The organism is Streptomyces sp. NPDC001717 (assembly GCF_042892775.1).
Taxonomy (GTDB): Bacteria; Actinomycetota; Actinomycetes; order Streptomycetales; family Streptomycetaceae; genus Streptomyces.
The window spans coordinates 269,495-293,792 of sequence record NZ_JBIAUK010000001.1; the positions used below are offsets into that span (position 1 = coordinate 269,495).

At 71.0% G+C, this 24,298-nt stretch carries 26 protein-coding genes and 4 tRNA genes; 23 read left to right on the plus strand and 7 right to left on the minus strand.

Translation table 11 applies throughout. The features are described from left to right. Positions 1–19 precede the first annotated feature (19 nt). The 6 genes from ACFYZL_RS01380 to ACFYZL_RS01405 all read left to right on the plus strand — a co-directional run bounded on the left by ACFYZL_RS01380 (position 20) and on the right by ACFYZL_RS01405 (position 6,277). The gene (locus ACFYZL_RS01380) at positions 20–1,573 is read left to right on the plus strand and encodes a NuoM family protein (RefSeq protein WP_384757802.1); all 1,554 of its coding nucleotides are present in this window, start codon (positions 20–22) and stop codon (positions 1,571–1,573) included. Further along, positions 1,570–3,135 (plus strand): NADH-quinone oxidoreductase subunit N, encoded by a 1,566-nt coding sequence (locus ACFYZL_RS01385; protein WP_388675135.1) that lies wholly within the window; start codon positions 1,570–1,572, stop codon positions 3,133–3,135. Before ACFYZL_RS01380 ends, ACFYZL_RS01385 begins: the two co-directional genes overlap by 4 nt. Before the next feature lie 221 nt (positions 3,136–3,356). Beyond that, on the plus strand, positions 3,357–4,220 hold the full coding sequence (htpX, locus tag ACFYZL_RS01390; RefSeq protein ID WP_384590662.1) for a zinc metalloprotease HtpX: 864 nt from the start codon (positions 3,357–3,359) through the stop codon (positions 4,218–4,220). Then, positions 4,217–4,609, plus strand: a complete 393-nt coding sequence (locus ACFYZL_RS01395; RefSeq protein ID WP_384590665.1) for a YccF domain-containing protein — start codon at positions 4,217–4,219, stop codon at positions 4,607–4,609. The genes htpX and ACFYZL_RS01395 overlap by 4 nt, the downstream gene beginning before the upstream one ends. Further along, a complete protein-coding gene (locus ACFYZL_RS01400; protein ID WP_388675138.1) occupies positions 4,606–5,700 on the plus strand; it encodes a barstar family protein in 1,095 nt (364 codons plus the stop codon). The genes ACFYZL_RS01395 and ACFYZL_RS01400 overlap by 4 nt, the downstream gene beginning before the upstream one ends. A 52-nt stretch (positions 5,701–5,752) precedes the next feature. After that, entirely contained in the window at positions 5,753–6,277 is a 525-nt protein-coding gene (locus ACFYZL_RS01405; RefSeq protein ID WP_384754590.1) for an SMI1/KNR4 family protein, read from the plus strand. Here the strand turns inward: ACFYZL_RS01405 and ACFYZL_RS01410 are convergent. From ACFYZL_RS01410 to ACFYZL_RS01420, 3 genes are all read right to left on the minus strand, one after another. Next, entirely contained in the window at positions 6,261–7,496 is a 1,236-nt protein-coding gene (locus ACFYZL_RS01410) for an APC family permease (RefSeq protein WP_384754593.1), read from the minus strand. The genes ACFYZL_RS01405 and ACFYZL_RS01410 overlap by 17 nt on opposite strands. A 9-nt stretch (positions 7,497–7,505) precedes the next feature. Continuing rightward, positions 7,506–8,942, minus strand: coding sequence for a SulP family inorganic anion transporter (locus ACFYZL_RS01415; protein WP_384754596.1), 1,437 nt, complete (start codon positions 8,940–8,942; stop codon positions 7,506–7,508). A gap of 199 nt (positions 8,943–9,141) precedes the next feature. Then, complete coding sequence (locus ACFYZL_RS01420) at positions 9,142–9,630, minus strand: YajQ family cyclic di-GMP-binding protein (protein WP_150209206.1); 489 nt, start codon at positions 9,628–9,630, stop codon at positions 9,142–9,144. A 200-nt stretch (positions 9,631–9,830) separates the two neighbouring features. Between ACFYZL_RS01420 and ACFYZL_RS01425 the strand changes: the two genes are divergently transcribed. Further along, a tRNA-Tyr gene (locus ACFYZL_RS01425) sits at positions 9,831–9,912 on the plus strand. A 104-nt stretch (positions 9,913–10,016) separates the two neighbouring features. Next, positions 10,017–10,457: a DUF3574 domain-containing protein gene (locus ACFYZL_RS01430; protein WP_384754599.1), complete on the plus strand. Its 441-nt coding sequence runs from the start codon at positions 10,017–10,019 to the stop codon at positions 10,455–10,457. A 28-nt stretch (positions 10,458–10,485) separates the two neighbouring features. On the opposite strand, the gene ACFYZL_RS01435 is transcribed toward ACFYZL_RS01430, so the two are convergent. Both ACFYZL_RS01435 and ACFYZL_RS01440 read right to left on the minus strand, forming a co-directional pair. After that, positions 10,486–11,142: an SDR family oxidoreductase gene (locus ACFYZL_RS01435; protein WP_384754602.1), complete on the minus strand. Its 657-nt coding sequence runs from the start codon at positions 11,140–11,142 to the stop codon at positions 10,486–10,488. A gap of 53 nt (positions 11,143–11,195) precedes the next feature. Beyond that, positions 11,196–12,482 (minus strand): amidohydrolase family protein, encoded by a 1,287-nt coding sequence (locus ACFYZL_RS01440; RefSeq protein ID WP_388675145.1) that lies wholly within the window; start codon positions 12,480–12,482, stop codon positions 11,196–11,198. A gap of 418 nt (positions 12,483–12,900) precedes the next feature. On the opposite strand from ACFYZL_RS01440, the gene ACFYZL_RS01445 reads away from it, so the two are divergent. The 10 genes from ACFYZL_RS01445 (at position 12,901) to ACFYZL_RS01490 (ending at position 18,671) form a co-directional block, all read left to right on the plus strand. Beyond that, positions 12,901–12,973, plus strand: a tRNA-Thr gene (locus tag ACFYZL_RS01445). Between the two features lie 48 nt (positions 12,974–13,021). Then, positions 13,022–13,094 (plus strand) — tRNA-Met (locus ACFYZL_RS01450). Between the two features lie 86 nt (positions 13,095–13,180). Further along, positions 13,181–13,345, plus strand: a complete 165-nt coding sequence (gene rpmG / locus ACFYZL_RS01455) for a 50S ribosomal protein L33 (RefSeq protein ID WP_007265873.1) — start codon at positions 13,181–13,183, stop codon at positions 13,343–13,345. Between the two features lie 201 nt (positions 13,346–13,546). Then, positions 13,547–13,999, plus strand: a complete 453-nt coding sequence (locus ACFYZL_RS01460) for a MaoC family dehydratase N-terminal domain-containing protein (protein ID WP_388675148.1) — start codon at positions 13,547–13,549, stop codon at positions 13,997–13,999. A gap of 1 nt (position 14,000) precedes the next feature. After that, positions 14,001–14,429 (plus strand): MaoC family dehydratase, encoded by a 429-nt coding sequence (locus ACFYZL_RS01465; protein WP_384590689.1) that lies wholly within the window; start codon positions 14,001–14,003, stop codon positions 14,427–14,429. A 135-nt stretch (positions 14,430–14,564) separates the two neighbouring features. Then, complete coding sequence (locus ACFYZL_RS01470; protein WP_384754609.1) at positions 14,565–15,134, plus strand: TetR/AcrR family transcriptional regulator; 570 nt, start codon at positions 14,565–14,567, stop codon at positions 15,132–15,134. An 80-nt stretch (positions 15,135–15,214) separates the two neighbouring features. Then, the gene (locus ACFYZL_RS01475; protein ID WP_388675152.1) at positions 15,215–16,672 is read left to right on the plus strand and encodes a DHA2 family efflux MFS transporter permease subunit; all 1,458 of its coding nucleotides are present in this window, start codon (positions 15,215–15,217) and stop codon (positions 16,670–16,672) included. Between the two features lie 55 nt (positions 16,673–16,727). After that, on the plus strand, positions 16,728–17,126 hold the full coding sequence (locus ACFYZL_RS01480) for a DUF3291 domain-containing protein (RefSeq protein ID WP_384754614.1): 399 nt from the start codon (positions 16,728–16,730) through the stop codon (positions 17,124–17,126). After that, positions 17,123–18,238 carry a UDP-N-acetylmuramate dehydrogenase gene (locus ACFYZL_RS01485; protein WP_384754621.1) on the plus strand — a complete coding sequence of 372 codons (1,116 nt, stop codon included), beginning with the start codon at positions 17,123–17,125 and terminating at the stop codon, positions 18,236–18,238. Before ACFYZL_RS01480 ends, ACFYZL_RS01485 begins: the two co-directional genes overlap by 4 nt. 16 nt (positions 18,239–18,254) lie before the next feature. Then, on the plus strand, positions 18,255–18,671 hold the full coding sequence (locus tag ACFYZL_RS01490) for a hypothetical protein (protein WP_384754617.1): 417 nt from the start codon (positions 18,255–18,257) through the stop codon (positions 18,669–18,671). A 9-nt stretch (positions 18,672–18,680) separates the two neighbouring features. On the opposite strand, the gene ACFYZL_RS01495 is transcribed toward ACFYZL_RS01490, so the two are convergent. Both ACFYZL_RS01495 and ACFYZL_RS01500 read right to left on the minus strand, forming a co-directional pair. Next, positions 18,681–19,700, minus strand: a complete 1,020-nt coding sequence (locus ACFYZL_RS01495) for an adenosine deaminase (RefSeq protein WP_384754619.1) — start codon at positions 19,698–19,700, stop codon at positions 18,681–18,683. Positions 19,701–19,950: 250 nt separating this feature from the next. After that, on the minus strand, positions 19,951–21,177 hold the full coding sequence (locus tag ACFYZL_RS01500) for a pyridoxal phosphate-dependent aminotransferase (RefSeq protein WP_384744999.1): 1,227 nt from the start codon (positions 21,175–21,177) through the stop codon (positions 19,951–19,953). Between the two features lie 204 nt (positions 21,178–21,381). On the opposite strand from ACFYZL_RS01500, the gene ACFYZL_RS01505 reads away from it, so the two are divergent. From ACFYZL_RS01505 to rplA, 5 genes are all read left to right on the plus strand, one after another. Then, positions 21,382–21,454 (plus strand) — tRNA-Trp (locus ACFYZL_RS01505). A 109-nt stretch (positions 21,455–21,563) separates the two neighbouring features. Beyond that, positions 21,564–21,845, plus strand: a complete 282-nt coding sequence (gene secE, locus ACFYZL_RS01510; RefSeq protein ID WP_384745000.1) for a preprotein translocase subunit SecE — start codon at positions 21,564–21,566, stop codon at positions 21,843–21,845. Positions 21,846–21,929: 84 nt separating this feature from the next. Continuing rightward, a complete protein-coding gene (gene nusG, locus ACFYZL_RS01515; protein ID WP_384745002.1) occupies positions 21,930–22,844 on the plus strand; it encodes a transcription termination/antitermination protein NusG in 915 nt (304 codons plus the stop codon). Between the two features lie 169 nt (positions 22,845–23,013). After that, positions 23,014–23,448, plus strand: coding sequence for a 50S ribosomal protein L11 (rplK, locus tag ACFYZL_RS01520; protein WP_030773771.1), 435 nt, complete (start codon positions 23,014–23,016; stop codon positions 23,446–23,448). An 88-nt stretch (positions 23,449–23,536) separates the two neighbouring features. Further along, positions 23,537–24,265: a 50S ribosomal protein L1 gene (rplA, locus tag ACFYZL_RS01525; RefSeq protein ID WP_384745004.1), complete on the plus strand. Its 729-nt coding sequence runs from the start codon at positions 23,537–23,539 to the stop codon at positions 24,263–24,265. Positions 24,266–24,298 lie beyond the last annotated feature (33 nt).

Here is a 24,298-nt window from a genome sequence, read left to right on the forward strand (position 1 = left end):
CGATATCAGCCCGTCCGTGATGCAGTTCCTTCTGGCGTTCGTCGTGGCCGCACCGCTCCTCGGCGCGGTCGCGGCCCTCCTGCCGGCCCCGCCCGGCCTCAAGGGCAAGAGCCCCGAACAGGCCGTGCTCCGCCACGGCGTGACCGTGACCGGCGTGATCCTCGCCGCGGCGATCGCCCTCACCCTGGGCTTCGACCACGACACCCCGTCCCGCTTCCAGGCGACGACGGACATCAGCTGGATCCCGGCGCTGAACGTCCGGATCCACCTCGGCATCGACGGCATCTCGCTCCCCCTCCTCCTGATGACCGCGCTGCTGTTCTTCCTCTGCGCGCTCTACAGCTACTTCAAGCTCCCCGCAGGCCCTTCCCCGAAGGCCTTCGTCGCGCTGCTCCTGGTCCTGGAGACCGGCACCCTCGCGACCTTCGCCGTCCTCGACCTGCTGCTCTTCTTCCTCGCCTTCGAGATGGTCCTCATCCCGATGTACTTCCTGATCGCCCGCTGGGGCGGGGCTCAGCGGCAGGCCGCCGCCTGGAAGTTCATCCTCTACACCCTCCTCGGTTCCGTGGTCATGCTGCTCGGGCTGCTGCTGATCGGACTGAACAGCGGCACATTCGACATGGTGACGCTCGCCACTGACAACGGCCGCGAACTGTCCCACACCACCCAGCTCCTGGCCGTCCTCGCCATCGGCATCGGCCTCGCCGTGAAGACCCCGATGTGGCCCCTGCACAGCTGGCTGCCCGACGCCCACACCGCCGCGCCGACCGTCGGCTCCGTCCTGCTGGCCGGCGTCCTACTCAAGATGGGCACGTACGGGTTCGTCCGCATCCTGCTCCCCGCCACCCCCGAGGGCATGGCCGCCTTCGCCCCCTACCTGGGCGCCTTCGCCGCCGTCGGCATCGTCTACGGGTCCCTGGCCTGCCTCTCGCTCGCCCGCAAGGGCAACAAGGGCGACCTCAAGCGGCTCATCGCGTACTCCTCCGTCGGCCACATGGGCTTCGTCCTGCTCGGCATCGCCTCCATGACCCCCACCGGAGTCAACGGCGCGCTGTTCGCGAACATCGCCCACGGCCTGATCACCGGCCTGCTCTTCTTCCTGGTCGGCGCACTCAAGGACCGCTACGGAACCGCCGACCTCGACACCCTCTCCGGAGTCACCGGCGCCGCCCTCTACGGCCGCGCCCCCCGCTTCGGCGCGTTCCTCGCCTTCGCCGCCGTAGCCTCCCTGGGCCTCCCCGGCCTCGCCGGGTTCTGGGGCGAGATGCTGGCCCTCTTCGGCGCGTTCGACCCCGCCGAAGGCCTGTCCCGGCCGGCGTTCCTCACGTACATGGCCTTCGGCGCGTTCGGCACCCTGCTCACCGCCGCCTACCTGCTGATCGTCGTACGACGCGTCTGCATGGGCGACCCGAAGTCCGGCCCCGAGGTCGTCCTCGCGGACGTCCAGCGCTACGAGTTCGCCGCCTGGACCCCGCTCGCCGCCCTCACCGTCCTCGCCGGCCTGTGGCCCGCGGTACTGCTCGGCCTCACCGACCCGGCCGTCCAGAAGCTCCTCGCAGGAGGCAACTCATGACGGCCCTCACGGTCCTCGCCGCCGCTCCGTCGGCGCAGACCCCCAGCCTCGTCCAGTCCGTCGACTGGCTCGCCATCGCCCCGGTGGTCATCCCGGCCGCCGTCGCCCTGGTCGTCCTGATCGCGGACCTGTTCCTGCCCGAGCGCCGCAAGCCGCTCCTCGGGTGGCTCTCCGTGGCCGGCCTGGCCGCCGCGACCGCCACCCTGCTGCCGCTGCGCGCGGGCGACCGCTCCACCTTCTGCCTCGGCGCCGACCCGGCCGCCTGCAGCTACACGGCCGACCACTTCACGCTCGTCATCCAGTTCCTGGTACTGGCCGGCGCCCTGGTCACCGCCCTGCTCTCGGTCACCGCGGTCCGCGACACGCGCATGCCGGCCGGCGAGTACTGGTTCCTGCTGCTCTCCTCCGCCGCCGGCGCCGCGCTCCTGCCCGCCTCCCGCGACCTCGCCACCCTGATCGTCGCCCTCGAAGTCGCCTCGCTGCCCGCCTTCGCCCTCGTCGGCATGCGGCGCGGCGACCGGCTCTCCTCCGAGGCCGCCCTCAAGTTCTTCCTGTCCTCCGTCACCGCCACCGCGGTGTCGTTGATGGGCGTCAGCTTCGTCTACGCCGCCACCGGCACCCTGCACCTGAACCAGGTCGCGGACCGCCTCGAAAGCGTTTCCGGGCAGCTCGACACCATCGCCATGGTCGGCGTCGCGCTCACCCTCGTCGGCTTCGCCTTCAAGACCGCGGCCGTCCCCTTCCACTTCTGGGTCCCCGACACCTACGTCGGTGCTCCGCTGCCCATCGCCGGATACCTCTCGGTGATCGGCAAGGCCGTCGGCTTCACCGGCCTCATCCTCGTGACGGTGATCGCCTTCCCGGCGTACTCCGACATCTGGGGACCGGCCCTCGCCGTCCTGGCCGCGCTCACCATGACCGTGGGCAACGCCGCCGCCCTGCGCCAGTCCCCGGACCGCACGAACAGCGCCGTGCGCCTGCTCGCCTGGTCCTCCGTGGGCCAGGCCGGCTACCTCCTGGTCCCGATCGCCGCCGCCGCGTACTCCGACCGCGACGAGATCGGCTCGACCGTCTCGTACGCCCTCATGTACGCCGTCGTGAACCTCGGCGCCTTCGCCGTGGCCGCGCTCGTCGCCCGGACGAAGCCGCTCCACCGGATCAGCGACTACCGCGGCCTGTACGCCGAGCGCCCCCTCGCCGCCCTGTCGATGGCCTTCTTCCTGCTCTGCCTGGCCGGCCTGCCGCCGGGCATCATCGGGCTCTTCGCCAAGGTCGTCGTCTTCCAGGCCGCGGTCGACGCGGGCCTGGGCTGGCTGGCCGTGATCATGGCGGTCAACGTCGTCGTCGCCCTCTACTACTACCTGCGGTGGACCGCGACCCTCTTCCGCGCGCCCGAGGGCGCCGGGGTCGCCGAGGGTGTCCAGCCGGCCGCCTCGACCCGTACAAAGGCCCCCTGGCCGGTCACCGCGGCCATCGCCGTCACCGCCGTCACCGCCCTCGTCCTCTCGGGCGCCCCGCAGATCGTGCTGCGCTTCGCGTCGAGCAGCCTCTTCCCGCAGTAGCCCCCCCCACGGCCCCCACACGGCCGTCACCCGTACGGAGCAACACGCGCGGCCGCCGCCCCACCGCCCCCACCCCGGGGGCACCGGGGCGGCGGCCGCCGCGGCACGCCCCGGGAACCAGCCGCGCCCACCTCGCGTTGACCAGGAAGGGAGGGTCCACTGGACCGTAGACCCTCAGTCCAGGACGGGGGCTCCCTGCCGCACCACTAGGAGGGCGTACCGTGCACCGCCGGCACAACGGGCTGAAGACCGCCGTACTCCTCGGCGGGCTGTCCGCACTCATCATCGTCATCGGCAGTTTCTTCGGGCGGGGCGGCCTCATCATCGCCGTCCTCGTCGCCCTCGGGACGAACGCGTACGCGTACTGGAACAGCGACAAGCTCGCCCTGCGCGCGATGCGGGCCCGCCCCGTCAGCGAGTTCGAGGCCCCCGAGCTGTACCGCATGGTGCGCGAACTCTCCACGTCCGCGCGCCAGCCGATGCCCCGCCTCTACATCTCGCCCACCGAAGCCCCCAACGCCTTCGCCACCGGCCGGAACCCGCGCAACGCCGCGGTCTGCTGCACCGAGGGCATCCTGCGGATCCTCGACGAGCGAGAGCTGCGCGGAGTCATCGGCCACGAGCTCAGCCACGTCTACAACCGCGACATCCTGATCGCGTCGGTCGCCGGAGCGCTCGCCTCCGTGATCATGTTCCTGGTGAATTTCGCCTGGCTGATACCCGTGGGCCGCTCCAACGACGACGAGGGGCCCGGCCTCATCGGCATGCTGCTCGTCATGATCCTCGGCCCGCTGGCCGCCTCCGTGATCCAGCTGGCCATCAGCCGCTCGCGCGAGTACGAGGCCGACGCCTCGGGCGCCCAGCTGACGGGCGATCCGCTGGCCCTGGCCAGTGCGCTGCGCAAGCTCGACGCCGGCACCAAGCAGCTTCCGCTGCCTCCCGAGCCCCGGCTGGAGACGGCGAGCCACATGATGATCGCCAATCCCTTCCGCCCGGGTCAGGGATTGACCAAGATGTTCTCGACACACCCTCCGATGGCCGAGCGCATCGCCCGGCTCGAACAGATGGCAGGCCGTTCGCAGTGAAGACAATCCTGAACATCATCTGGCTCGTCCTCAGCGGCGTCTGGCTGTTCCTCGGTTACTGCCTCGCCGGCGTGATCCTCTGCATCACCATCATCGGCATCCCCTTCGGCATCGCCGCCTTCCGCATCGCCGTGTACGCCCTCTGGCCCTTCGGCTACACCACGGTCGAGCGCCGCGACGCGGGCGCCGCGTCCTGCATCGGAAACGTCCTGTGGCTGGTCCTGGCCGGCTGGTGGCTGGCCATCGGCCACATCGTCACCGGCCTCGCCCTGTGCGTCACGATCATCGGCATCCCGTTCGGCATCGCCAACTTCAAGATGGTCCCGCTCTCCCTGCTCCCGCTGGGTCGCGAAATCGTCCCGACGGACGCGCCGTTCGCCTCCCGGTGACCCCGGAATTCGGATTCGCCCTGTGGGGCGAGGACGAAGACCACGAGGACGAGCAGCTGTGGGCGCTGTGCGAGGCCGCGGAGAACCTCTTCGCCGACCCGCCGGCGCCCGTCCGCAGGCGCTACGAGCTGCTCGGCTGCGCCTTCGAGGGGGACGTGCCGTCCGCCCTCGGATTCCTGGCGCTCACGCTGCTCGACAAGAACGGCGAGGCCCGGGGGGAGTGGCACCTGGAGGACGCCCGAATCCTCGCCACCCGCGTGTGCGCCCGGGACCTGTCGAGGCTGGACGTGACCGTCGAGGCCGTGCGGAGCGACCAGCAGCCGGACTACCCCGAACGAGTCCCCCTGTCCGTGGGCTTCGGCCTGGTGGACGCCCAGGGCGGGCTCTTGGGCCATTGCAGGGACCTCGCCGAGGTTCTGCCCGCGGAAGATCCGCCACCCCACTCCGTACGCCTGCTCGGGTGCGCGGTGCAGGGCCCGCTGCTGGACGTGCTGGAGCGCCGGAAGAAGCGGCGCCTCGGCTACCGGCACCTCGACGCGCTGGACGCGTCCGGGGAGATCCTCGCCCGCGCCGGGCACCCCGACATCGTCGACTGGCAGCCCTCCGCCCGCGGTCCGGGCCTCTACGACCTGACCGTCCACACGGCCCCCCAGCCGTCCGTCGCCACCGGGATCTGGCCGCTGTGGTGGCACGGCATACCTGTCACCCCCAACCTGTGGGCACCGTTCGACCGCACCGGCCGGGACCACTGGCTGGGGCCCGCCCTCGACCACCAGAAGTGGGGCGTGGACCGGGCGGCCGGGCACACCTACCGCCTCGACGGACGGCACGTCACCGATGAAGAGGGCTTCCTCTGCGCCCTGGGCGAGGCGATCAACGGCCCCGGCGGATACTTCGGGCGCTCCCTGGACGGCGTCGCGGACGCCCTCTGCGGAAACTTCGGCGCGACGAAGCCCTTCACGCTCATCTGGCACGACCACGAAGTGGCCCGCCGCTGCCTCGGCGTACAACCCCTCATGTGGCGCCCCGCCACCTTCGAGGAACTCCTCGGCTTCCTCCGGGAAGAGGGGGTCGACGTCGTCCTGGCCTGAGAGTTGTCCACAGGGTCGGGCGGCTGTCGGTGGTGTGCGTCACCATGAACGCATGAACGAGACCGAGCAGTTGCTGGAGCAAGTCGCAAGCCGTGTGCGCGACTCCGCGCAGGGGTGTGGAGCGCCCCTGCCGAAGCCGCTCGCCGCCGGAGAGATCGCCCGGGCCGAAGACATACTCGGCGTCGCCCTGCCGCCCCTGTTCGCCGAGCTCCATGCCCGGGTGGGCGACGGCGGATTCGGCCCCGGGCGCGGCCTCCTGCCGCTGCGTCAGGCCCTGGAGACATATGCGGCCCGCCGCGCATCGGGATGGCGTTGGCCCGAGGGCGTGCTGCCGATGGCCGACTTCGGCTGCGACACGTACGCCTGCGTCGACTGCCGTTCGGAAACCGCCCAAGTGCTCCTGTTCGACCCGAATCTCGGGGAACCGGACCTCGCCTGGAGCATCGACACCCCGAGCCTGGCCGGCTGGCTCCGCGGCTGGCTCGACGGCACCGCCTGGTTCTGCGACGAGTCCGGCCCGGGGGAGGAGTTCGACTTGGAGCCCGCCCCCTGGCCCGAGTTCAGATCCCGGATCTGAACCGCCGGCGCACCCCGTAGGCCAGCGCTCCGACGGCCAGAACCGCCGCCCCCGAAACCGCCGCCGCGAGGGGCAGCGCGCAGGCCAGCACCACACAGCCGGACAGCCCGACGACTGCCACGGCCCGACCCTTGACACCTGAATCGAGAGTCCAGGCAGAAGCGTTCGCGATCGCGTAATAGGCCAGCACTCCGAAGGAGGAGAAACCGATCGCCCCCCGCAGATCGGCGGTGGCCGCGAGCACCGCCACGACCGCACCCACCGCCAGCTCCGCATGGTGCGGTACCTGGTGCCGGGGATGTACGGCGGCCAGCGCGCGCGGGAGATGGCCGTCCCGGGCCATCGCCAGCGTGGTCCGCGAAACCCCGAGCACCAGCGCCAGCAGAGAGCCCAGCGCCGCCAGAGCCGCACCCACCCGGACGACCGGGACCAGCACGGGCACGCCGGCCGCCCGGACCGCATCGGCGAGCGGGGCCGCCGAGCTCGCCAGCCGGTCGGCACCGAGCACCGACAGCGCGGCCACCGCCACGGCCGCGTACACCAGCAGCGCGATCCCCAGCGCGAGCGGCACCGCCCGCGGGATCGTCCGCTCCGGGTCGCGCACCTCCTCGCCCAGGGTGGTGATCCGCGCGTAGCCCGCGAAGGCGAAGAACAGCAGCCCGGCGCCCTGCAACAGCCCCACCGCGCCCCAGTCCGCGCCGCCCAGCCGCCCAGCCTCGGCGGCGTCCGAGGTCAGGCACGCCACCACCACGGCGGCCAACACCGCCAGTACCGCCGCCACGATCAGCCGGGCCAGGCGGGCGGACTTCTGCACTCCGCCGTAGCTCGCGGCGGTCAGCGCCACGACCGCCGCGACGGCCACGGCGTGCTGCCGCCCCGGCCAGACGTACGCGCCGACCGTCAGCGCCATCGCCGCGCACGAGGCGGTCTTGCCGATCACGAAGCCCCACCCGGCCAGGTACCCCCAGAAGGGCCCGAGGCGTTCGCGCCCGTAGACGTACGTGCCGCCGGAGGCCGGGTACCGGGCGGCGAGCCGCGCCGAGGAGTGGGCGTTGCAGTAGGCGACGACGGCCGCCACCGCGAGGGCGGCGAGGAGCGCGCCTCCCGCCGCCCGGGCCGCCGGGGCGAGGGCGGCGAAGATGCCGGCGCCGATCATCGCGCCGAGTCCGACGACGACGGCGTCGGAGACTCCCAGGGTGCGCTTCAACTCGTCTGTCACGGGCGGAGGCTAACCGGGCCAGATGACGCCTTCACGGCCGGGGAGTGGCGTCCGCTCCCGCTCCCACCCTTCGAGGGCCGTCAGACAGGCGTGGTCGAGGTGGCGCAGCCCGCTCAGATCGAGCCGCACCGGCTCGCCGGGCGGCAGCGCGTCCAGCGCGTCGAGCAGCTTCGGCAGCCGCAGGAAACTGGCGTTCCCCACCACCCGGACGCACAACCCGGTCTCTTCCCGCACCTGCTCGACGTGCACGTGGGAGGTCTCCCAGGCCGCCTTGGCGATGGCGAGCCCCAGCCCCACCAGCACCCCCTCGAAGAGGTTGGTGACCACGATCGCGGTGGCCGTGACCACCAGCACCACCGCCTCACCCCGGTGTGTCCGCCACAACGCGTACACCGCCCGGGCGGGCAGCAGCTTCCAGCCCGCGTGCAGCAACACCCCGGCCAGTGCGGCGAGCGGCACCACCTCCAGCACCTGGGGAAAGGCGACGGCGAAGAGCAGCAACCAGCCCCCGTGCAGCACCCTGGCCGCCCGGGTGCGGGCCCCGGCCTCCACGTTCGCCGCACTGCGCACGATCACCGCGGTCATCGGCAGGGACCCGAGCAGCCCGCACACGGCGTTCCCGAAGCCCTGGGCGACCAGTTCCCGGTCGTAGTCCGTCTTGGGCCCGCCGTGCATCCGGTCGACGGCGGCCGCGCTGAACAGGGTTTCGGCGGAGGCGATCAGCGCGAGCGCGACCACCGTCCCCAGCGCCCCGGCCGAGGCCAGCACCCCGAAGTCGCCCGGCCCCGGCAGGGCCACCGCGTCCAGCACCCCCGTGACCCGTACGCGTTCCACGGGCAGCCGCAGGAGCGCTGCCGCGGCGGTGGCGGCCGCCACCCCGACGAGCGCTCCCGGCACGAGCCGCCACCGGGCGGGCATCCGCCGCCAGGCGGCCATCACGGCGATGGTCCCCGCCCCGAGCGCCACTGCCGCCCAGTCGGCCCGGGCGCCGAGCTCGTGCACCCCGGCCAGCTTCGCCAGGGTGTGCCCGGGAGCCTCCACCCCGCCCAGCGCGTACAACTGCCCCGAGATCAGCACGAGCCCGATCCCGGCCAGCATCCCGTGTACGACGGCGACCGAGATCGCCCGGAACCACCGTCCGAGCCGCAGCGCCCCCATGCCCAGCTGCACGACCCCGGCGGCCAGCACCAACACCCCGAGCGCGGGCAGGCCGTAGGACCGCACCGCCTCGAAGACGAGCACGGTGAGCCCCGCCGCGGGCCCGCTCACCTGGAGGGAGCTCCCGCGGAACCACCCGGTGACCAGCCCGCCGACCACCCCGGTGACGATCCCCAGCTCGGCCGGCACCCCCGATGCGACGGCCACCCCCACGCACAGGGGGAGGGCGACCAGTGCGACGACCACGGACGCCCCGAAGTCCTCGCGAAACGTGCCGGCCCCAGGCATGTGAGAACCCCCTGCCACGCGGTGATGGATGTCACCCAGCGTGGTGGGCGCACTCACCTCCGCCCAAGTGGCCACGGAAGCCCTCGGTGGCGCGTGCGCCGCACACGCCCCGCACACACTCCCGAGGGCCCCCGCAACGCCGCGGCCCGGCGGTCCGTGAGGACCACCGGGCCGCGTGGAGGCAGGCCGCCGATACGGGTCAGCGGTAGTTCACGAACTGGATCGCGAAGTCCAGGTCCTTGCCCTTGAGGAGCGCCTGGACGGCCTGCAGGTCGTCACGGCTCTTGGAGCTGACGCGCAGCTCGTCGCCCTGCACCTGGGCCTTGACGCCCTTGGGGCCCTCGTCCCGGATGATCTTCGCGACCTTCTTGGCGTTCTCCTGGGAGATGCCCTCCTCGATCGAGGCGAAGATCTTGTACTCCTTGCCCGACAGCTGGGGCTCGCCGGCGTCCAGCGCCTTCAGCGAGATGCCGCGCTTGACCAGCTTGGTCTCGAAGACGTCCAGGACGGCCTTCACGCGCTCCTCGGAGTTCGCCTCCATCAGGATCTTCTCGCCGGACCAGGCGATCGTGGCGCCGGTGCCCTTGAAGTCGTAGCGCTGGGAGAGTTCCTTGGCGGCCTGGTTGAGGGCGTTGTCGACCTCCTGCCGCTCGACCTTCGAGACGATGTCGAAACTGGAGTCGGCCATGTGCTGTGGCTCCTTGAAGTCGGTTGTGGCGGCCCCGGAGGGCGCGGCCGGACGTCCCCGGCCCGCTCCGCAAAGCCTAGCCACCGCACTCACCCCAGGTGCTGATCAATCCGGTGGCGAAGCACCCCCGGTCATCAGGTATCGTTTACGTCGTTGCCAGGGAGCGCCGCCGGAAGGCGGAAAAAATGGCAGCAAATCTTGGCGGTGTGCCCGAGTGGCCAAAGGGAGCAGACTGTAAATCTGCCGGCTCAGCCTACCCAGGTTCGAACCCTGGCGCCGCCACGCGAGAGAGACCCCCGTTACTCGTAACGGGGGTCTTCTTCGCATTTCGTCCGGACCGCCCGTCACCGACCGCATCGTCGCGCCGGCGCCGTCGTTCACCAAGGGTGAAATGGACATCTGACACACGGGGGAAGATCGGCGGCGGGGTCCTCATCGCCCTGCTGGGAGCCGGCCTCCCGACACTGGTGGGGGCGGCGCTCGACACCCACGTGGGAAAGCCGTACCAGGAGACCAGGCTCTACTTCGGCACCGCGCGCCCCGACGGACAGGGCCCGGTCGGGGAGCGGGAGTTCATGCGGTTCCTGGACCGGGAGATCACCCCAGCCTTCCCCGAGGGGCTGACCGTCCACGACGGGTACGGCCAATGGCGGGGCAGCGACGGCAAGGCCGTCCGCGAGACCTCCTACGAGGTGGTGCTGCTGTACCCCGAGAAGGAGGCCAAGGAGCGGAACGCGCGCGTCGAGCGGATCCGGAAGGCCTACGAGGACCAGTTCCGGCAGGACTCGGTCGGGCGGTCGGACGACAAGGTGAACGCCGAGTTCTGAGCCGCCGGACGGGACGGGTGGCGGGTGCTCAGTTGCCCGCCACGTCCTTGACGGCCACCGCCACCGGCGTCGAGCCGGAGGTCAGCTCCAGCGTCAGGCCCGCGGTCGCCGGAGTCTCGATCAGCTCGGCCAGCACCGCCGCCACATCGTCCCGGGGGACCGTCCCAGGGCCCGTCTGCGCCTCCAGACGGACCAGGCCCGTACCGGCGTCGTCGACGAGCGAGCCGGGGCGCAGCACCGTCCATTCCAGGCCCAGGCGGGTACGGACGTGGTCGTCGGCCTCGCCCTTGGCCCGCAGGTAGGCGTCGAAGACGTCGTCACCCTCGTGCCACGCGTCGGCGCCCATCGAAGAGACGATCAGGAAGCGGCGCACGCCCGCCCGTTCGGCCGCGTCGGCGAAGAGCACCGCCGCGGCCCGGTCCACGGTGTCCTTGCGCTCGATGCCGCTGCCGGGACCGGCGCCGGCCGCGAACACCGCCGCGTCCGCGCCGTGCAGGATCCCGGCCACGTGCTCGACCGACGCCGACTCCAGATCGCACAGCACCGGTTCGGCGCCCGCCTCCCTGAGGTCGTTGCCCTGCGCCGGGTCGCGGATGATCCCCGCCACCTCGTACCCGCCCGCGGCGAGCAGGCGCTCCAGCCGCAGCGCGATCTGACCGTGTCCACCCGCGATGACGATGCGCATGTCCCGACCGTACGACGAGCCGGGCGCCCCCGCCCGCGACGGCGCGGGAAAGCTCAGGGTCCGGGCTCCGTACGGCCCTGTCGGGGCAGGTCCAGGGCGACCGCGACGGCGGAGTCGCAGTACTCCCGTACGGCACTCGTACGGGCTACGACGCGCCCGCGGTGGATCACGATGCGGCTGTACGCGAGGGACAGGACGCCCGCGATCCGGTCCCCGCGCACGGCGAGCAGTTCCGCCGGGAACCCTGCCTCCACCCGCACCTCCGGCAGGCCCATCGCCTCGCGGGCGCAGGCGCTGACCGAGTCGTAGGCCTCCGCGGCCCGCAGGCCGCCCTGGGAGGCCAGCAGGTACGCGGCCTCCAGCGGGTCGCCCCGGCCGACGGGGTTCCCGGCGTCCCGCAGCGCCCCGCTGCCGGCCGAGACCCGCACCCCGGCGGCCCGCAGCAGCCGCACGGGCGCGGTGCGCAGCCCGCGGCGTTCCAGGGCCGCGCAGTCGCCCTGGGGGAGGCAGGTCACCCGTACGCCGGCCGCGGCCAGCTGATCGGCGGCGCGGGTCGCCGCGTCGAGCGGGAGTCGGGACAGGCCGCCGCAGGGGCCGATCGTCACCCCGGGGCGCAGTCCGCCGGCCATGGCCGCGAGCCGGGAGAGGCGGGCCGGGTCGTCACCGTCCGTGTGCAGGTCCACGGGGCAGCCGTGCTCGCCGGCGAGATCGAGGACGGCTTCGAGGAAGCCGGTCGGGTCGGGGTCCAGGTCGGGGCAGCCGCCGATCACCGAGGCGCCCATCTTGACCGCGTCCCGCAGCATGGCGAGCCCGTCCGCGCCGGCCACCCCGGTCAGCAGCCGGGGTACGGCCACGGCGGTCAGGTCGGCGAGGCCGCGCAGGGAGCGGCGGGCCTGGAGCACGGCCTCCAGCGGGCCGAGGCCGTGGACGTCGCCGATCCGCACGTGCGAGCGCACCGCGGTGGCGCCGTGGCCGAGCTGGAGCAGGGCGGCCTCGGTGGCCCGCCGCTGGACCTCGTCGGGCGTGTAGGACACGGGTCCCTCGCCGTCCGCGGTCAGGGCGGTGTCCCCGTGGGCGTGTGGTTCGGCGGGGGCGGGGAGCAGCAGATAGCCGCTGAGGTCCACCCGGGACAGGGCGGGGGAAGGCAGGCTGCCCGCCGTGCCGACGGCCTGGATGCGGCCGCCGCCGAGGCGGACGTCGACGGTCCGGCCATCGGTGAGGCGGGCCCCCGCGAGCAGCAGGGTGGTGGCTTCGGCGGCGGCCGCGTTACCGAGACCGCCGCTCTCCCCGCGGCCGTTGCGCGGGGAGTGGGACGGCTGCTGCGGCGGGCTGTCGGACATCGCGCTCCTGCGGTGGCTCGGGCGGTTCCTGGGCCTTCGGCCGGGGCCTGAGGCCTGAGGCCTGTGGCCGGCGGCTCGGGGACCGGGCTCGGACTCGGGGACCGGGCTCGAGATCCGTGGCCCAAGATCACGCAGCGTGCTCAGAGCCTAGGGTGCGGGGCACCTCGCTTCAGGGAAGAGCGCAATAGTCGTACCGGTGTGGTGCGGGGGTGGCCCGGTGCGTGGGGGAGCGGCCGGTGCGGGGGCGGTCGACCGGGCGCTGTGGTGGGTCGGGGTGACCTCGGACACATTCGGGGCGGAAATGGGGGGTGGGGTGGCCCCGGGGGCGATCGAGAAAGGTGGCCGGACCCCCTCGGAGCCCTGTTCCCGCAAAGGATTTGGGCGATGGGCGGGCAACCGTGTAATGTCTTCATCGCTCGCCCCAATAGCTCAGTCGGTAGAGCGTCTCCATGGTAAGGAGAAGGTCTGCGGTTCGATTCCGCATTGGGGCTCTGGTGAGAGAGGTTCCCCACCCTCGGGTGGGGAGCTGATCACATCAAAGCGGCGTAGCTCAGTCGGTAGAGCAAGCGGCTCATAATCGCTGTGTCACCGGTTCAAGTCCGGTCGCCGCTACACCCAGTAGCCGATTGCGGGGTCGGTCTCCCGATCGGCTACTCTTTTATGCGTTCATCCGTCCCAATCCGTCAAGGAGCACTCACGTGGCTGCCACCGACGTCCGCCCGAAGATCACGCTGGCCTGCGTGGAGTGCAAGGAGCGGAACTACATCACCAAGAAGAACCGGCGTAACAACCCGGACCGCATGGAGATGAAGAAGCACTGCCCGCGCTGCAACTCGCACACCGCGCACCGCGAGACCCGCTGACCCCAGAGGCGTCTCGAAATACAGGCAACGTCATGAGGTCGTCCCCTTAACCGGGGGCGGCCTCGTGTCGTTTCCGAGCGTCCGGCTCGGTTGTCCGCGGTCTGCCGTTCGCGGTCTCGGTCGTCGGCCGGTTCGGCCGCTCGCCGGCCGTACGCCGTCTTGTCCTTGTGATGCACCTGTTCTTTGTGGAGGTAGTGAGTCATGGCTCTCGACCAGTCCTTCGTGGGGCGGCGCTACCCGCCCACCGATCCGTATGAGGTCGGCCGGGAGAAGATCCGCGAGTTCGCGGTCGCGGTGGGTGACGCCAATCCCGTCTACACGGACCCCGAAGCCGCCAAGGCGTACGGCTACTCCGATGTGATCGCTCCGCCGACCTTTGTGTTCGCCATCACGTTCGCCGCGGCGAGCCAGGTGATCGAGGACCCGCAGCTGGGGCTGGACTACAGCCGCGTCGTGCACGGCGACCAGAAGTTCGCCTACTCCCGCCCGGTGCGCGCCGGCGACCGCCTCTCGGTGACCTCCACCATCGAGGCCGTGAAGTCGATGGCGGGCAACGACATCATCGACATCCGTGGCGAGGTCCACGACGAGACCGGTGAGCACGTGGTGACGGCATGGACCAAGCTCGTCTCCCGCGCCCCCGAGGAGGCCTGACATGGCAGCGCAGATCCAGTACGACGACGTCGAGGTCGGCACCGAACTGCCGGCGGCCTCCTTCCCCGTGACGCGCGCCACGCTGGTGCGGTACGCGGGAGCCTCCGGTGACTTCAACCCGATCCACTGGAACGAGAAGTTCGCCAAGGAGGTCGGACTGCCGGACGTGATCGCGCACGGCATGTTCACCATGGCCGAGGCGATCCGCGTGGTCACCGACTGGGTCGGCGACCCGGGCGCGGTCGTCGAGTACGGCGTGCGCTTCACGAAGCCGGTCGTCGTCCCGAACGACGACCAGGGCGGGCTGATCGAGGTCACGGCCAAGGTCGCGGCGAAGCTCGACGACAACCGGGTCCGCGTGGACCTGACGGCGACGAGCGCGGGCCAGAAGGTCCTGGGCATGTCGCGCGCGGTGGTCGCGCTGGGCTGAGGGCGGGGGCACCGCACGGGCTTCACGCGCGTGCGGTGCCTGCCATCACTGCCTTCACGGTGGCCTTGAGTCACCCACGCTGTCTGCCGCTCGCTCCCATTGACTTAGTTAGTGATTGAGCACTAACTTTGACTCATGGCAAGGATGAGCGCAGAAGAGCGGCGTGAGAGCGTCATTCGTGCGGCGATGCACGAGTTCGCGCGCGGGGGGTACTACGGGACCTCCACCGAGGCGATCGCCAAGCGGGTGGGGGTTTCGCAGCCGTATCTCTTCCGGCTCTTCCCGAACAAGCTCGCGATCTTCCTCGCCGCCTCCGAGCGTTGCCTGCGCGACACCCGTGAGGTCTTCGCCGCCGCTTCCGAGGGGTTGCGGGGGGAGGAGGCCAAGCAGGCCATGGCCAATGCGTACACCCGGCTCATCGCCGAGGATCCGGACAAGCTCCAGATGCAGCTCCAGATGTACGTCACCGTCGCCGCCGCCGAGGCGGCCGGTGACCACGAGCTCGGCGAGCTCGTGCGCAGGGGATGGATGGAGCTCTGGGACACGGTCCACGTGCCCTTCGGCTGGGACGCGAAGGAGGCCACGACCTTCATGGCGCACGGGATGTTGATCAACACGCTGGCCGCCATGGGCTTCCCGCCCGAGCACCGGGTGTGGGAGGGGTTGTACCCCGAGGCCCGGGAGAAAGGTCGCCTGGAGGCGTAGCGCCGGGGCTGCGGCCCCGGGGCGTGGCTCGGTTGCGGCCGCAGAAGTTAGTCATTGATAACTAACAAGTAGGGGGAAGCGTGAACGCGCAAGACAGCAAACTCCGGGGGCCCGCCGTCTGGGCACTCGTCATCACCGGGGTGGCCGGCTTCATGGCCGCCCTCGACAACCTCGTCGTCACCACCGCCCTCCCCGCGATCCGCGCCGACCTCGGCGGCAAGCTGGAGGACCTGGAGTGGACGGTGAACGCCTACACGCTCACCTTCGCCGTCCTGCTGCTGTTCGGCTCCGCCCTCGGGGACCGGTTCGGGCGGCGGAAGCTGTTCATCGCGGGGCTCACGGTGTTCACCGGCGCCTCCGCGGCGGCCGCGCTCTCGTCCGGGATCGACGCCCTCATCGCCGCCCGTGCCGTGCAGGGTGTCGGCGCCGCGATCATGATGCCGCTCACCCTGACCCTGCTCACCGCCGCCGTACCGGCGGCCCGGCGCGGGATGGCCCTCGGGATCTACGGCGCCGTCACCGGCCTCGCCGTCGCCAGCGGGCCCCTCATCGGCGGCAGCCTCACCGAGCACATCTCCTGGCAGTGGATCTTCTGGCTCAATGTGCCGATCGGGCTCGCGCTGATACCGCTCGCCCGACTCCGGCTCGCCGAGTCGACCGCCCCCGGCTCCCGTCTCGACGTTCCCGGCACCCTGCTCGTCAGCGGTGGGCTCTTCGGCATCGTCTACGGCCTGGTCAACGCCAACTCCAAGGGGTGGACCAGCGCACCCGTGCTCGTGGGCCTGATCGCCGGCACCGTGCTGGTGTGCGGGTTCGTTCTTCACGGCTTCAAGAGCCCGAACGCCATGCTTCCCATGAGGCTCTTCCGCAGTCGTGGCTTCCTCGGGATCAATGTGGCGAGCCTGCTCATGTTCCTGGGCATGTTCGGCTCGATCTTCCTGCTCAGCCAGTTCCTCCAAGGCGTCGCGGGCTACTCGCCGACCGAGGCCGGGCTGCGGATGCTCCCCTGGACCGGTATGCCGATGATCGTCGCCCCCGTCGCCGGCATCCTCTCCGACCGCATCGGCGGCCGCCCCGTCGTCGCCGCCGGGCTCGCGCTGCAGGCCCTCGGCCTCGGCTGGTTCGCCGCGATCCTGAGCGCCGACGTCTCCTACGCCGCCCAGCTGCCCGCGCTGATCCTCAGCGGGATCGGGATGGCCCTCTACTTCGCCCCCGCCGCCAACGTCCTGATGTCCACCGTGGCCCCCGCCGACCAGGGCAAGGCCTCCGGCACCAACAACGCCCTGCGCGAGGTCGGCGGAGCCCTCGGCGTGGCCGTCCTGGCCTCGGTCTTCTCCGCCCGGGGCGGATACGAATCCCCGCAGGCCTTCACCGACGGCACCGTCCCGGCCCTGTGGATCGGCGCGGCCGCCGTGGCCCTGGCCGCCGGCCTCGCCCTGCTCCTGCCGCGCGGGAACAGGGCCGAGAAGGGGGTCGTGACCGGCTCCCTGCCCGCCGCCGGGGTCCCGGATCCGGAGGGGATCGCCGTCGGAAGCTGAGCTTTCGCACCGGCCCCTGCTGTTCGCGCAGTCGTACGACACGGAGGAGTTCGCCATGCCCGACATCCCCTGGTCCACGCCCACCCAGGCCGCCCCCGACGCCGAGGTCTACGTCATGGCCTCCCGCTTCGAGACCGCGACCCTCGCCGGAGCGTTCAAGTTCTTCCTCAAGGCGCCCGGCATCATCGGACAGATCCGCAAGGCCCCCGGAGCCCACGGCACCGCCCTCCGGGCCCGGGTCTTGCGCCGCACCTTCCTGACCCTCTCCGCCTGGGAGGACCGGGACGCGCTCTACCGATTCGCCGGCAGCGAGCCCCACCGGTCCAGTTCCCGCGCCGCCGGCGCGTACATGAAGGAATCGGCCTTCACCTTCTGGACCGTACGGGCCTGCGAGCTGCCCATCGGCTGGGAGGAGGCGGAACGCCGCCTCGCCGAGGAGAAGTCGCGCCACTGAGCCGCGGTCCGTGGCCCCGCAGGGATGCGAGGGACACGGACCGTACTCTTGTCCACGTGCAGGAACTCCACGACGCCCCCCTCGCCCCGCTGACCACCTTCCGCCTCGGTGGCCCCGCCAGTCGCCTGGTGACCGCGACCACCGACGCCGAGGTGGTCGCCGCCGTCCGTGCCGCGGACGAGAGCGGCACCCCGCTCCTGGTCATCGGAGGCGGCAGCAACCTGGTCATCGGCGACCGGGGCTTCGAGGGCACCGCCCTGCGCATCGCGACCACCGGCTTCACCCTCGACGGCACCACCCTGGAGCTCGCCGCCGGCGAGAACTGGAGCGACGCCGTCGCCCGCACCGTCGAGGCGGGCCTGGCCGGTATCGAATGCCTCGCCGGAATCCCCGGATCCGCCGGTGCGACCCCGATCCAGAACGTCGGGGCGTACGGCCAAGAGGTCTGCGACACCATCACCGAGGTCGTCGCCTACGACCGCACACGAGGCGAGACGGTCACGCTGAGCGCCGCCGAGTGCGCCTTCCGGTACCGCAACAGCACCTTCAAGGACCAGCCCGAGCGGTACGTCGTCCTGCGCGTCCGCTTTGCCCTGGAGGACGCCGGCGGGCTCTCCGCGCCGATCAAGTACCCCGAGACCGCCCGCGCCCTCGGCGTCGAGGCCGGGGACCGCGTCCCGGCCGCCACCGCCCGCGAGACCGTGCTGCGCCTGCGCGCCGGCAAGGGCATGGTCCTCGACCCCGCCGACCACGACACCTGGTCGGCCGGCTCGTTCTTCCACAACCCGATCCTGACCGACGAGGCCTACGCGGCCTTCCTCGCCCGCGTACAGGACCGCCTCGGCGCCGACACCACCCCGCCCGCCTACCCCGCCGGTGAGGGCCGTACGAAGACCAGCGCGGCCTGGCTGATCGACAAGGCCGGCTTCACCAAGGGCTACGGCACCGGCCCGGCGCGCATCTCCACCAAGCACACCCTCGCCCTGACCAACCGCGGCGAGGCCACCACCGAGGACCTCCTCTCCCTGGCCCGCGAGGTCGTCGCGGGCGTCCACGCGGCCTTCGGCGTCACCCTGGTCAACGAACCGGTGACGGTCGGCGTCAGCATCTGAGGAGTCCCGGCCGCCCATGCTCTGTCCCCTGCACGGGGCCGGTACGGACCCCACTCGTCTCGTGGGGCGCACGCTCAGCCGAGTCGTCGCGTCCTGGCACGTCATCGACGGCGAGCGCTCCGAGGCCCCGCTCGACGTCTGGCTGATCGACAGCGTCGGCGACTCCATCCGGATCACGACCGGCTCCGACCAGTGCCTGATCGTGGAGTCCGCGTCGCCGCACGAGCCCTACGACATGGGGGAGTGGGGCCGCATCGAGGTCGGCGAGGACCTCGGGTACCACCCCTTCCTGCGCCACCTCGGCGAGACCGTCGCCTCGGTCGCCGAGTTCGCGCTGCCCGAACAGGGGCGCACGCACCTGGAGATCGGCTTCCCCGACGGGGGCCGGGTGCGCGCCGACTGCCACGAGGGGGACCTGCGGCTCACCCGGTGACCCTCCTGGTCAGGACGCCAGCCAGTGGTCGATCCCGGCCAGCAGCTTGGCCTGTACGTCCTCCGGCGCGGCCGAAGCGCGCACCGACTGGCGGGCCAGCTCGGCGAGCTCCCCGTCCGTGAAGCCGTGGTGCCGGCGGGCGATCTCGTACTGGGCCGCGAGCCGGGACCCGAACAGGAGCGGGTCGTCGGCGCCCAGGGCCATGGGCACGCCCGCCTCGAACAGGGTGCGCAGGGGCACGTCCTCGGGCCGCTCGTACACCCCGAGCGCCACGTTGGAGGCCGGGCAGACCTCGCAGGTGATCTGCCGCTCCGCGAGCCGCTTGAGGAGCCGGGGGTCCTCGGCGGCCCGTACGCCGTGCCCGATGCGGGCGGCGTGCAGATCGTCGATGCAGTCCCGGACCGAGGACGGGCCGGTGAGCTCACCGCCGTGCGGGGCGGCGAGGAGGCCGCCCTCGCGGGCGATCGCGAAGGCGCGGTCGAAATCGCGTGCCATGCCGCGGCGTTCGTCGTTGGAGAGCCCGAAACCGACGACGCCGCGGTCGGCGTAGCGGACGGCCAGGCGGGCGAGGGTGCGGGCGTCGAGGGGGTGCTTCATGCGGTTGGCGGCGATCAGGACCCGCATGCCGAGGCCGGTTTCCCGGGACGCCGAGTCGACGGCGTCGAGGATCAGCTCGACGGCCGGGATCATCCCGCCGAGGAGGGGGGCGTACGAGGTGGGATCCACCTGGATCTCCAGCCATCCGCTGCCGTCCCGTACGTCCTCCTCCGCGGCCTCGCGCACGAGGCGGTGGATGTCCTCGGGCTCGCGGAGGCAGGAGCGGGCGGCGTCGTAGAGCCGCTGGAAGCGGAACCAGCCGCGCTCGTCGGTGGCGCGCAGCTTCGGCGGCTCGCCGGCGGTGAGGGCCTCGGGCAGGCGGACGCCGTACTTGTCGGCGAGCTCCAGGAGGGTCGATGGGCGCATCGAGCCGGTGAAGTGCAGGTGGAGGTGGGCCTTCGGCAGAAGCGTGAGATCGCGTACGTGCTCCATTTGGCGATCCTGCCGTACGCACGCGCCGAGCGGGAGGTGGTTTTACCTTTTGGGGGCTTGCCCGTACGCATGCGCGGGGTCTGGGGCGGAGCCCCGGGGAACGGTGGAAGGGCGGGTGGGGGACACGCTCCGCGCAGTGGCACGCGCGGACCGCCCAGGGTGGACGCGCACCATCAGCCGGGGCCGCAAACGCCTGAGCGGCGGCTCCCCACCGGGGGAGACGCCGCTCAGGGACGGGTTGCCGTCCGCGCTAGGACTTGGCCTCCGCCAGGAGCTTCTGGATGCGGGAGACGCCTTCCACCAGGTCCTCGTCGCCCAGGGCGTACGACAGGCGCAGGTAGCCCGGCGTGCCGAAGGCCTCGCCCGGGACGACCGCCACCTCGACCTCGTCCAGGATCAGGGCCGCGAGCTCGACCGAGGACTGCGGGCGCTTGCCGCGGATCTCCTTGCCGAGGAGCTCCTTGACCGACGGGTACGCGTAGAACGCGCCCTCGGGGGTCGGGCAGAAGACGCCGTCGATGTCGTTGAGCATCTTGACCATCGTCTGGCGGCGGCGGTCGAAGGCCTTGCGCATCTCGGCGACGGCGTCGAGGTCGCCCGATACGGCGGCCAGCGCGGCGACCTGGGCCACGTTGGAGACGTTGGACGTGGCGTGGGACTGCAGGTTCGTCGCGGCCTTGATCACGTCCTGCGGGGCGATGACCCAGCCCACGCGCCAGCCCGTCATGGCGTACGTCTTGGCGACGCCGTTGACGATGATGCACTTGTCGCGCAGCGCCGGGACCAGCACGGGCAGCGAGGTGAACTTCGCGTCGCCGTAGATCAGGTGCTCGTAGATCTCGTCGGTCAGCACCCACAGGCCGTGCTCGGCGGCCCACTCGCCGATCGCCTTCGCGTCGGCCTCGGAGTACACCGCGCCCGTCGGGTTGGACGGGGAGACGAACAGGACGACCTTCGTGCGCTCGGTGCGGGCCGCTTCGAGCTGCTCGACGGAGACGCGGTAGCCGGTGGTCTCGTCGGCGACGACCTCGACCGGGACACCGCCGGCGAGACGGATGGACTCCGGGTAGGTGGTCCAGTACGGGGCCGGGACGATGACCTCGTCACCCGGGTCGAGGATCGCCGCGAAGGCCTCGTAGATCGCCTGCTTGCCACCGTTGGTCACCAGGACCTGCGACGCGTCGACCTCGTAGCCGGAGTCGCGCAGCGTCTTGGCGGCGATGGCGGCCTTCAGCTCGGGCAGGCCGCCGGCCGGCGTGTAGCGGTGGTACTTCGGGTTGCGGCAGGCCTCGACCGCGGCCTCGACGATGTAGTCCGGGGTCGGGAAGTCGGGCTCGCCCGCACCGAAGCCGATCACCGGGCGCCCGGCGGCCTTGAGGGCCTTGGCCTTGGCGTCGACGGCGAGGGTGGCGGACTCGGAGATGGCGCCGATACGGGCGGAGACGCGGCGCTCGGAGGAAGGCGTTGCAGAGGTCATGCGGGCAATCGTCCCAGACGCCAAACGGGCGCCGCACACCGTTTCAGTCACCGGACCGGGGTGGGGTCGAAAGACCTCCCGTCCGGTGCTGTTCGACGTCAGGGCCCGGTTCACGTACACTCACCTGTCGTTGGACCTCGCCGACCGCTGCAGAGCGTGAGCACTCCGTGCACTCGCCCGGATGCGGTAGGTTGGGGGACGCAAAGGGTCGTAGCTCAATTGGTAGAGCACTGGTCTCCAAAACCAGCGGTTGGGGGTTCGAGTCCCTCCGGCCCTGCTCCACACTCCAATTCTTCGGATGTGTGTGCGCAGGTACGTACTTCGATGCAACGCCGTGCGGCGCAACCGGGCGCGGTACGGCCACGACCCGGATTCAGGTGAGAGACGTGACGGACGCCCTGGGCTCCATCGACATGCCTGACGCCGAGGACGAGACGCGCGAGAAGAAGACCCGCAAGGGCGGCAAGCGCGGCAAGAAGGGCCCCCTGGGCAGGCTCGCGCTTTTCTACCGCCAGATCATCGCGGAACTCCGCAAGGTTGTTTGGCCGACCCGCAACCAGCTCACGACGTACACCACCGTGGTGATTGTCTTCGTGGTCATCATGATCGGTCTGGTGACCGTGATTGACTATGGGTTCCAGGAAGCCATCAAGTTCGTCTTCGGCTGATCCCCGCGGAGGGCGGCGCCTTGATGGGTGCCGCCCGTTTTCGCATGTTCCACCACCTTTTGTATCCAGGAAGAAGCAGCCACCGTGTCTGACCCGAACCTGAACGCGAGCCACGACTCCGTCGAGTCCGTCGAGGACGCGCTCGACATCGTCGAGGCGGCGGACGCTGTGGACCCCGACGAGGCCGAGCTCGCCGACGCCGAGGCGGGTGTCGCCGCCGAAGAGGCCGCGCTGCACGTCGAGGACGAGGGTGACGTCGACGCCGAGGTCGAGGACGACGCCGAGGTCGAGCCGGCTGCCGACGAGGCGGACGAGGACGACGAGGCCGAGGAAGAGGCCGACGTCGAGGTCGAGGCCGTCGAGGTCGAGCCCGCCGAGCCCGTCGACCCGATCCAGGCCCTGCGCGACGAGCTGCGCCTGCTCCCCGGCGAGTGGTACGTCATCCACACCTACGCGGGCTACGAGAAGCGCGTGAAGGCGAACCTGGAGCAGCGTGCCGTCTCGCTGAACGTCGAGGAGTTCATCTACCAGGCCGAGGTGCCCGAGGAAGAGATCGTCCAGATCAAGAACGGCGAGCGCAAGAACGTCCGGCAGAACAAGCTGCCCGGTTACGTTCTCGTCCGCATGGATCTGACGAACGAGTCCTGGGGCGTCGTGCGCAACACGCCCGGTGTCACCGGCTTCGTCGGCAACGCGTACGACCCGTACCCGCTGACCCTGGACGAGATCGTCAAGATGCTCGCGCCGGAGGCCAAGGAGAAGGCCGACAAGGCCGCCGCCGAGGCCGCGGGCCTGCCGGCCCCCGCCGTCAAGCGCACCATCGAGGTCCTGGACTTCGAGGTCGGTGACTCGGTCACCGTCACCGACGGTCCGTTCGCGACGCTGCAGGCGACGATCAACGAGATCAACCCGGACTCGAAGAAGGTCAAGGGCCTCGTCGAGATCTTCGGTCGCGAGACCCCGGTCGAGCTCAGCTTCGACCAGATCCAGAAGAACTAGGGATCTTCTGGGCCCAACGCTTCCGGACAGGTCAGATCGCCCCGTAAAGGGCGGTCTGACCTGCTCGGTTTTTAGCCCCGCACCGATACCCGTTATCGTGGTGCGGTATGCCTCCATCCGGATGACCGGATCGGCGGCTGAAAACTCTCACTAGGACCCGGAGAGAGCAATGCCTCCCAAGAAGAAGAAGGTCACGGGGCTTATCAAGCTCCAGATCAAGGCCGGTGCGGCCAACCCGGCTCCGCCGGTCGGCCCCGCGCTCGGTCAGCACGGCGTCAACATCATGGAGTTCTGCAAGGCCTACAACGCCGCGACCGAGTCGCAGCGTGGCATGGTCGTGCCGGTGGAGATCACGGTCTACGAGGACCGCACCTTCACCTTCATCACCAAGACTCCGCCGGCCGCGCGCCTCATCCTGAAGCACGCGGGCATCGAGAAGGGCTCCGGCGAGCCCCACAAGACCAAGGTCGCCAAGCTCACGGCTGCCCAGGTCCGCGAGATCGCCGAGCTGAAGATGCCCGACCTGAACGCCAACGACATCGACGCCGCCGTGAAGATCATTTCCGGCACCGCGCGTTCGATGGGCGTCACCGTCGAAGGCTGATCCAGCCACCCCCAGCACCACCAGTGGTAGGGCCAAGCGCTGGTCCGCACCACGACTCCATGCCTGAAGCCGAAATACAGGAGCTGAAGTGAAGCGCAGCAAGACTCTCCGCGCTGCGGACGCCAAGGTCGACCGGGAGAAGCTGTACGCCCCGCTCGAGGCCGTCCGTCTCGCCAAGGAGACCTCCACGACCAAGTTCGACGGCACCGTCGAGGTCGCCTTCCGCCTGGGTGTCGACCCGCGCAAGGCCGACCAGATGGTCCGCGGCACCGTGAACCTCCCGCACGGCACCGGCAAGACCGCCCGGGTCCTGGTCTTCGCGACCGGTGACCGTGCTGCGGCCGCGGAAGCCGCCGGCGCCGACATTGTCGGCGACGACGAGCTGATCAACGAGATCGCCAAGGGCAACCGCCTGAACGAGTTCGACGCGGTTGTCGCCACCCCGGACCTCATGGGCAAGGTCGGCCGCCTCGGCCGCGTGCTCGGTCCCCGTGGCCTGATGCCGAACCCGAAGACCGGCACCGTCACCATGGACGTCGCCAAGGCTGTCACCGACATCAAGGGTGGCAAGATCGAGTTCCGTGTCGACAAGCACTCGAACCTGCACTTCATCATCGGCAAGGTCTCCTTCTCCGATGACAAGCTGGTCGAGAACTACGGCGCGGCCCTGGACGAGATCCTTCGTCTGAAGCCGTCCGCCGCCAAGGGCCGGTACATCAAGAAGGCCGCGATCTCCACCACCATGGGCCCCGGCATCCAGCTGGACCCGAACCGCACCCGGAACCTCCTCGTCGAGGAAGACCCGGCCGCGGTCTGATCTGACCGGGCCCTCGGCCCGCCGATCACCTGA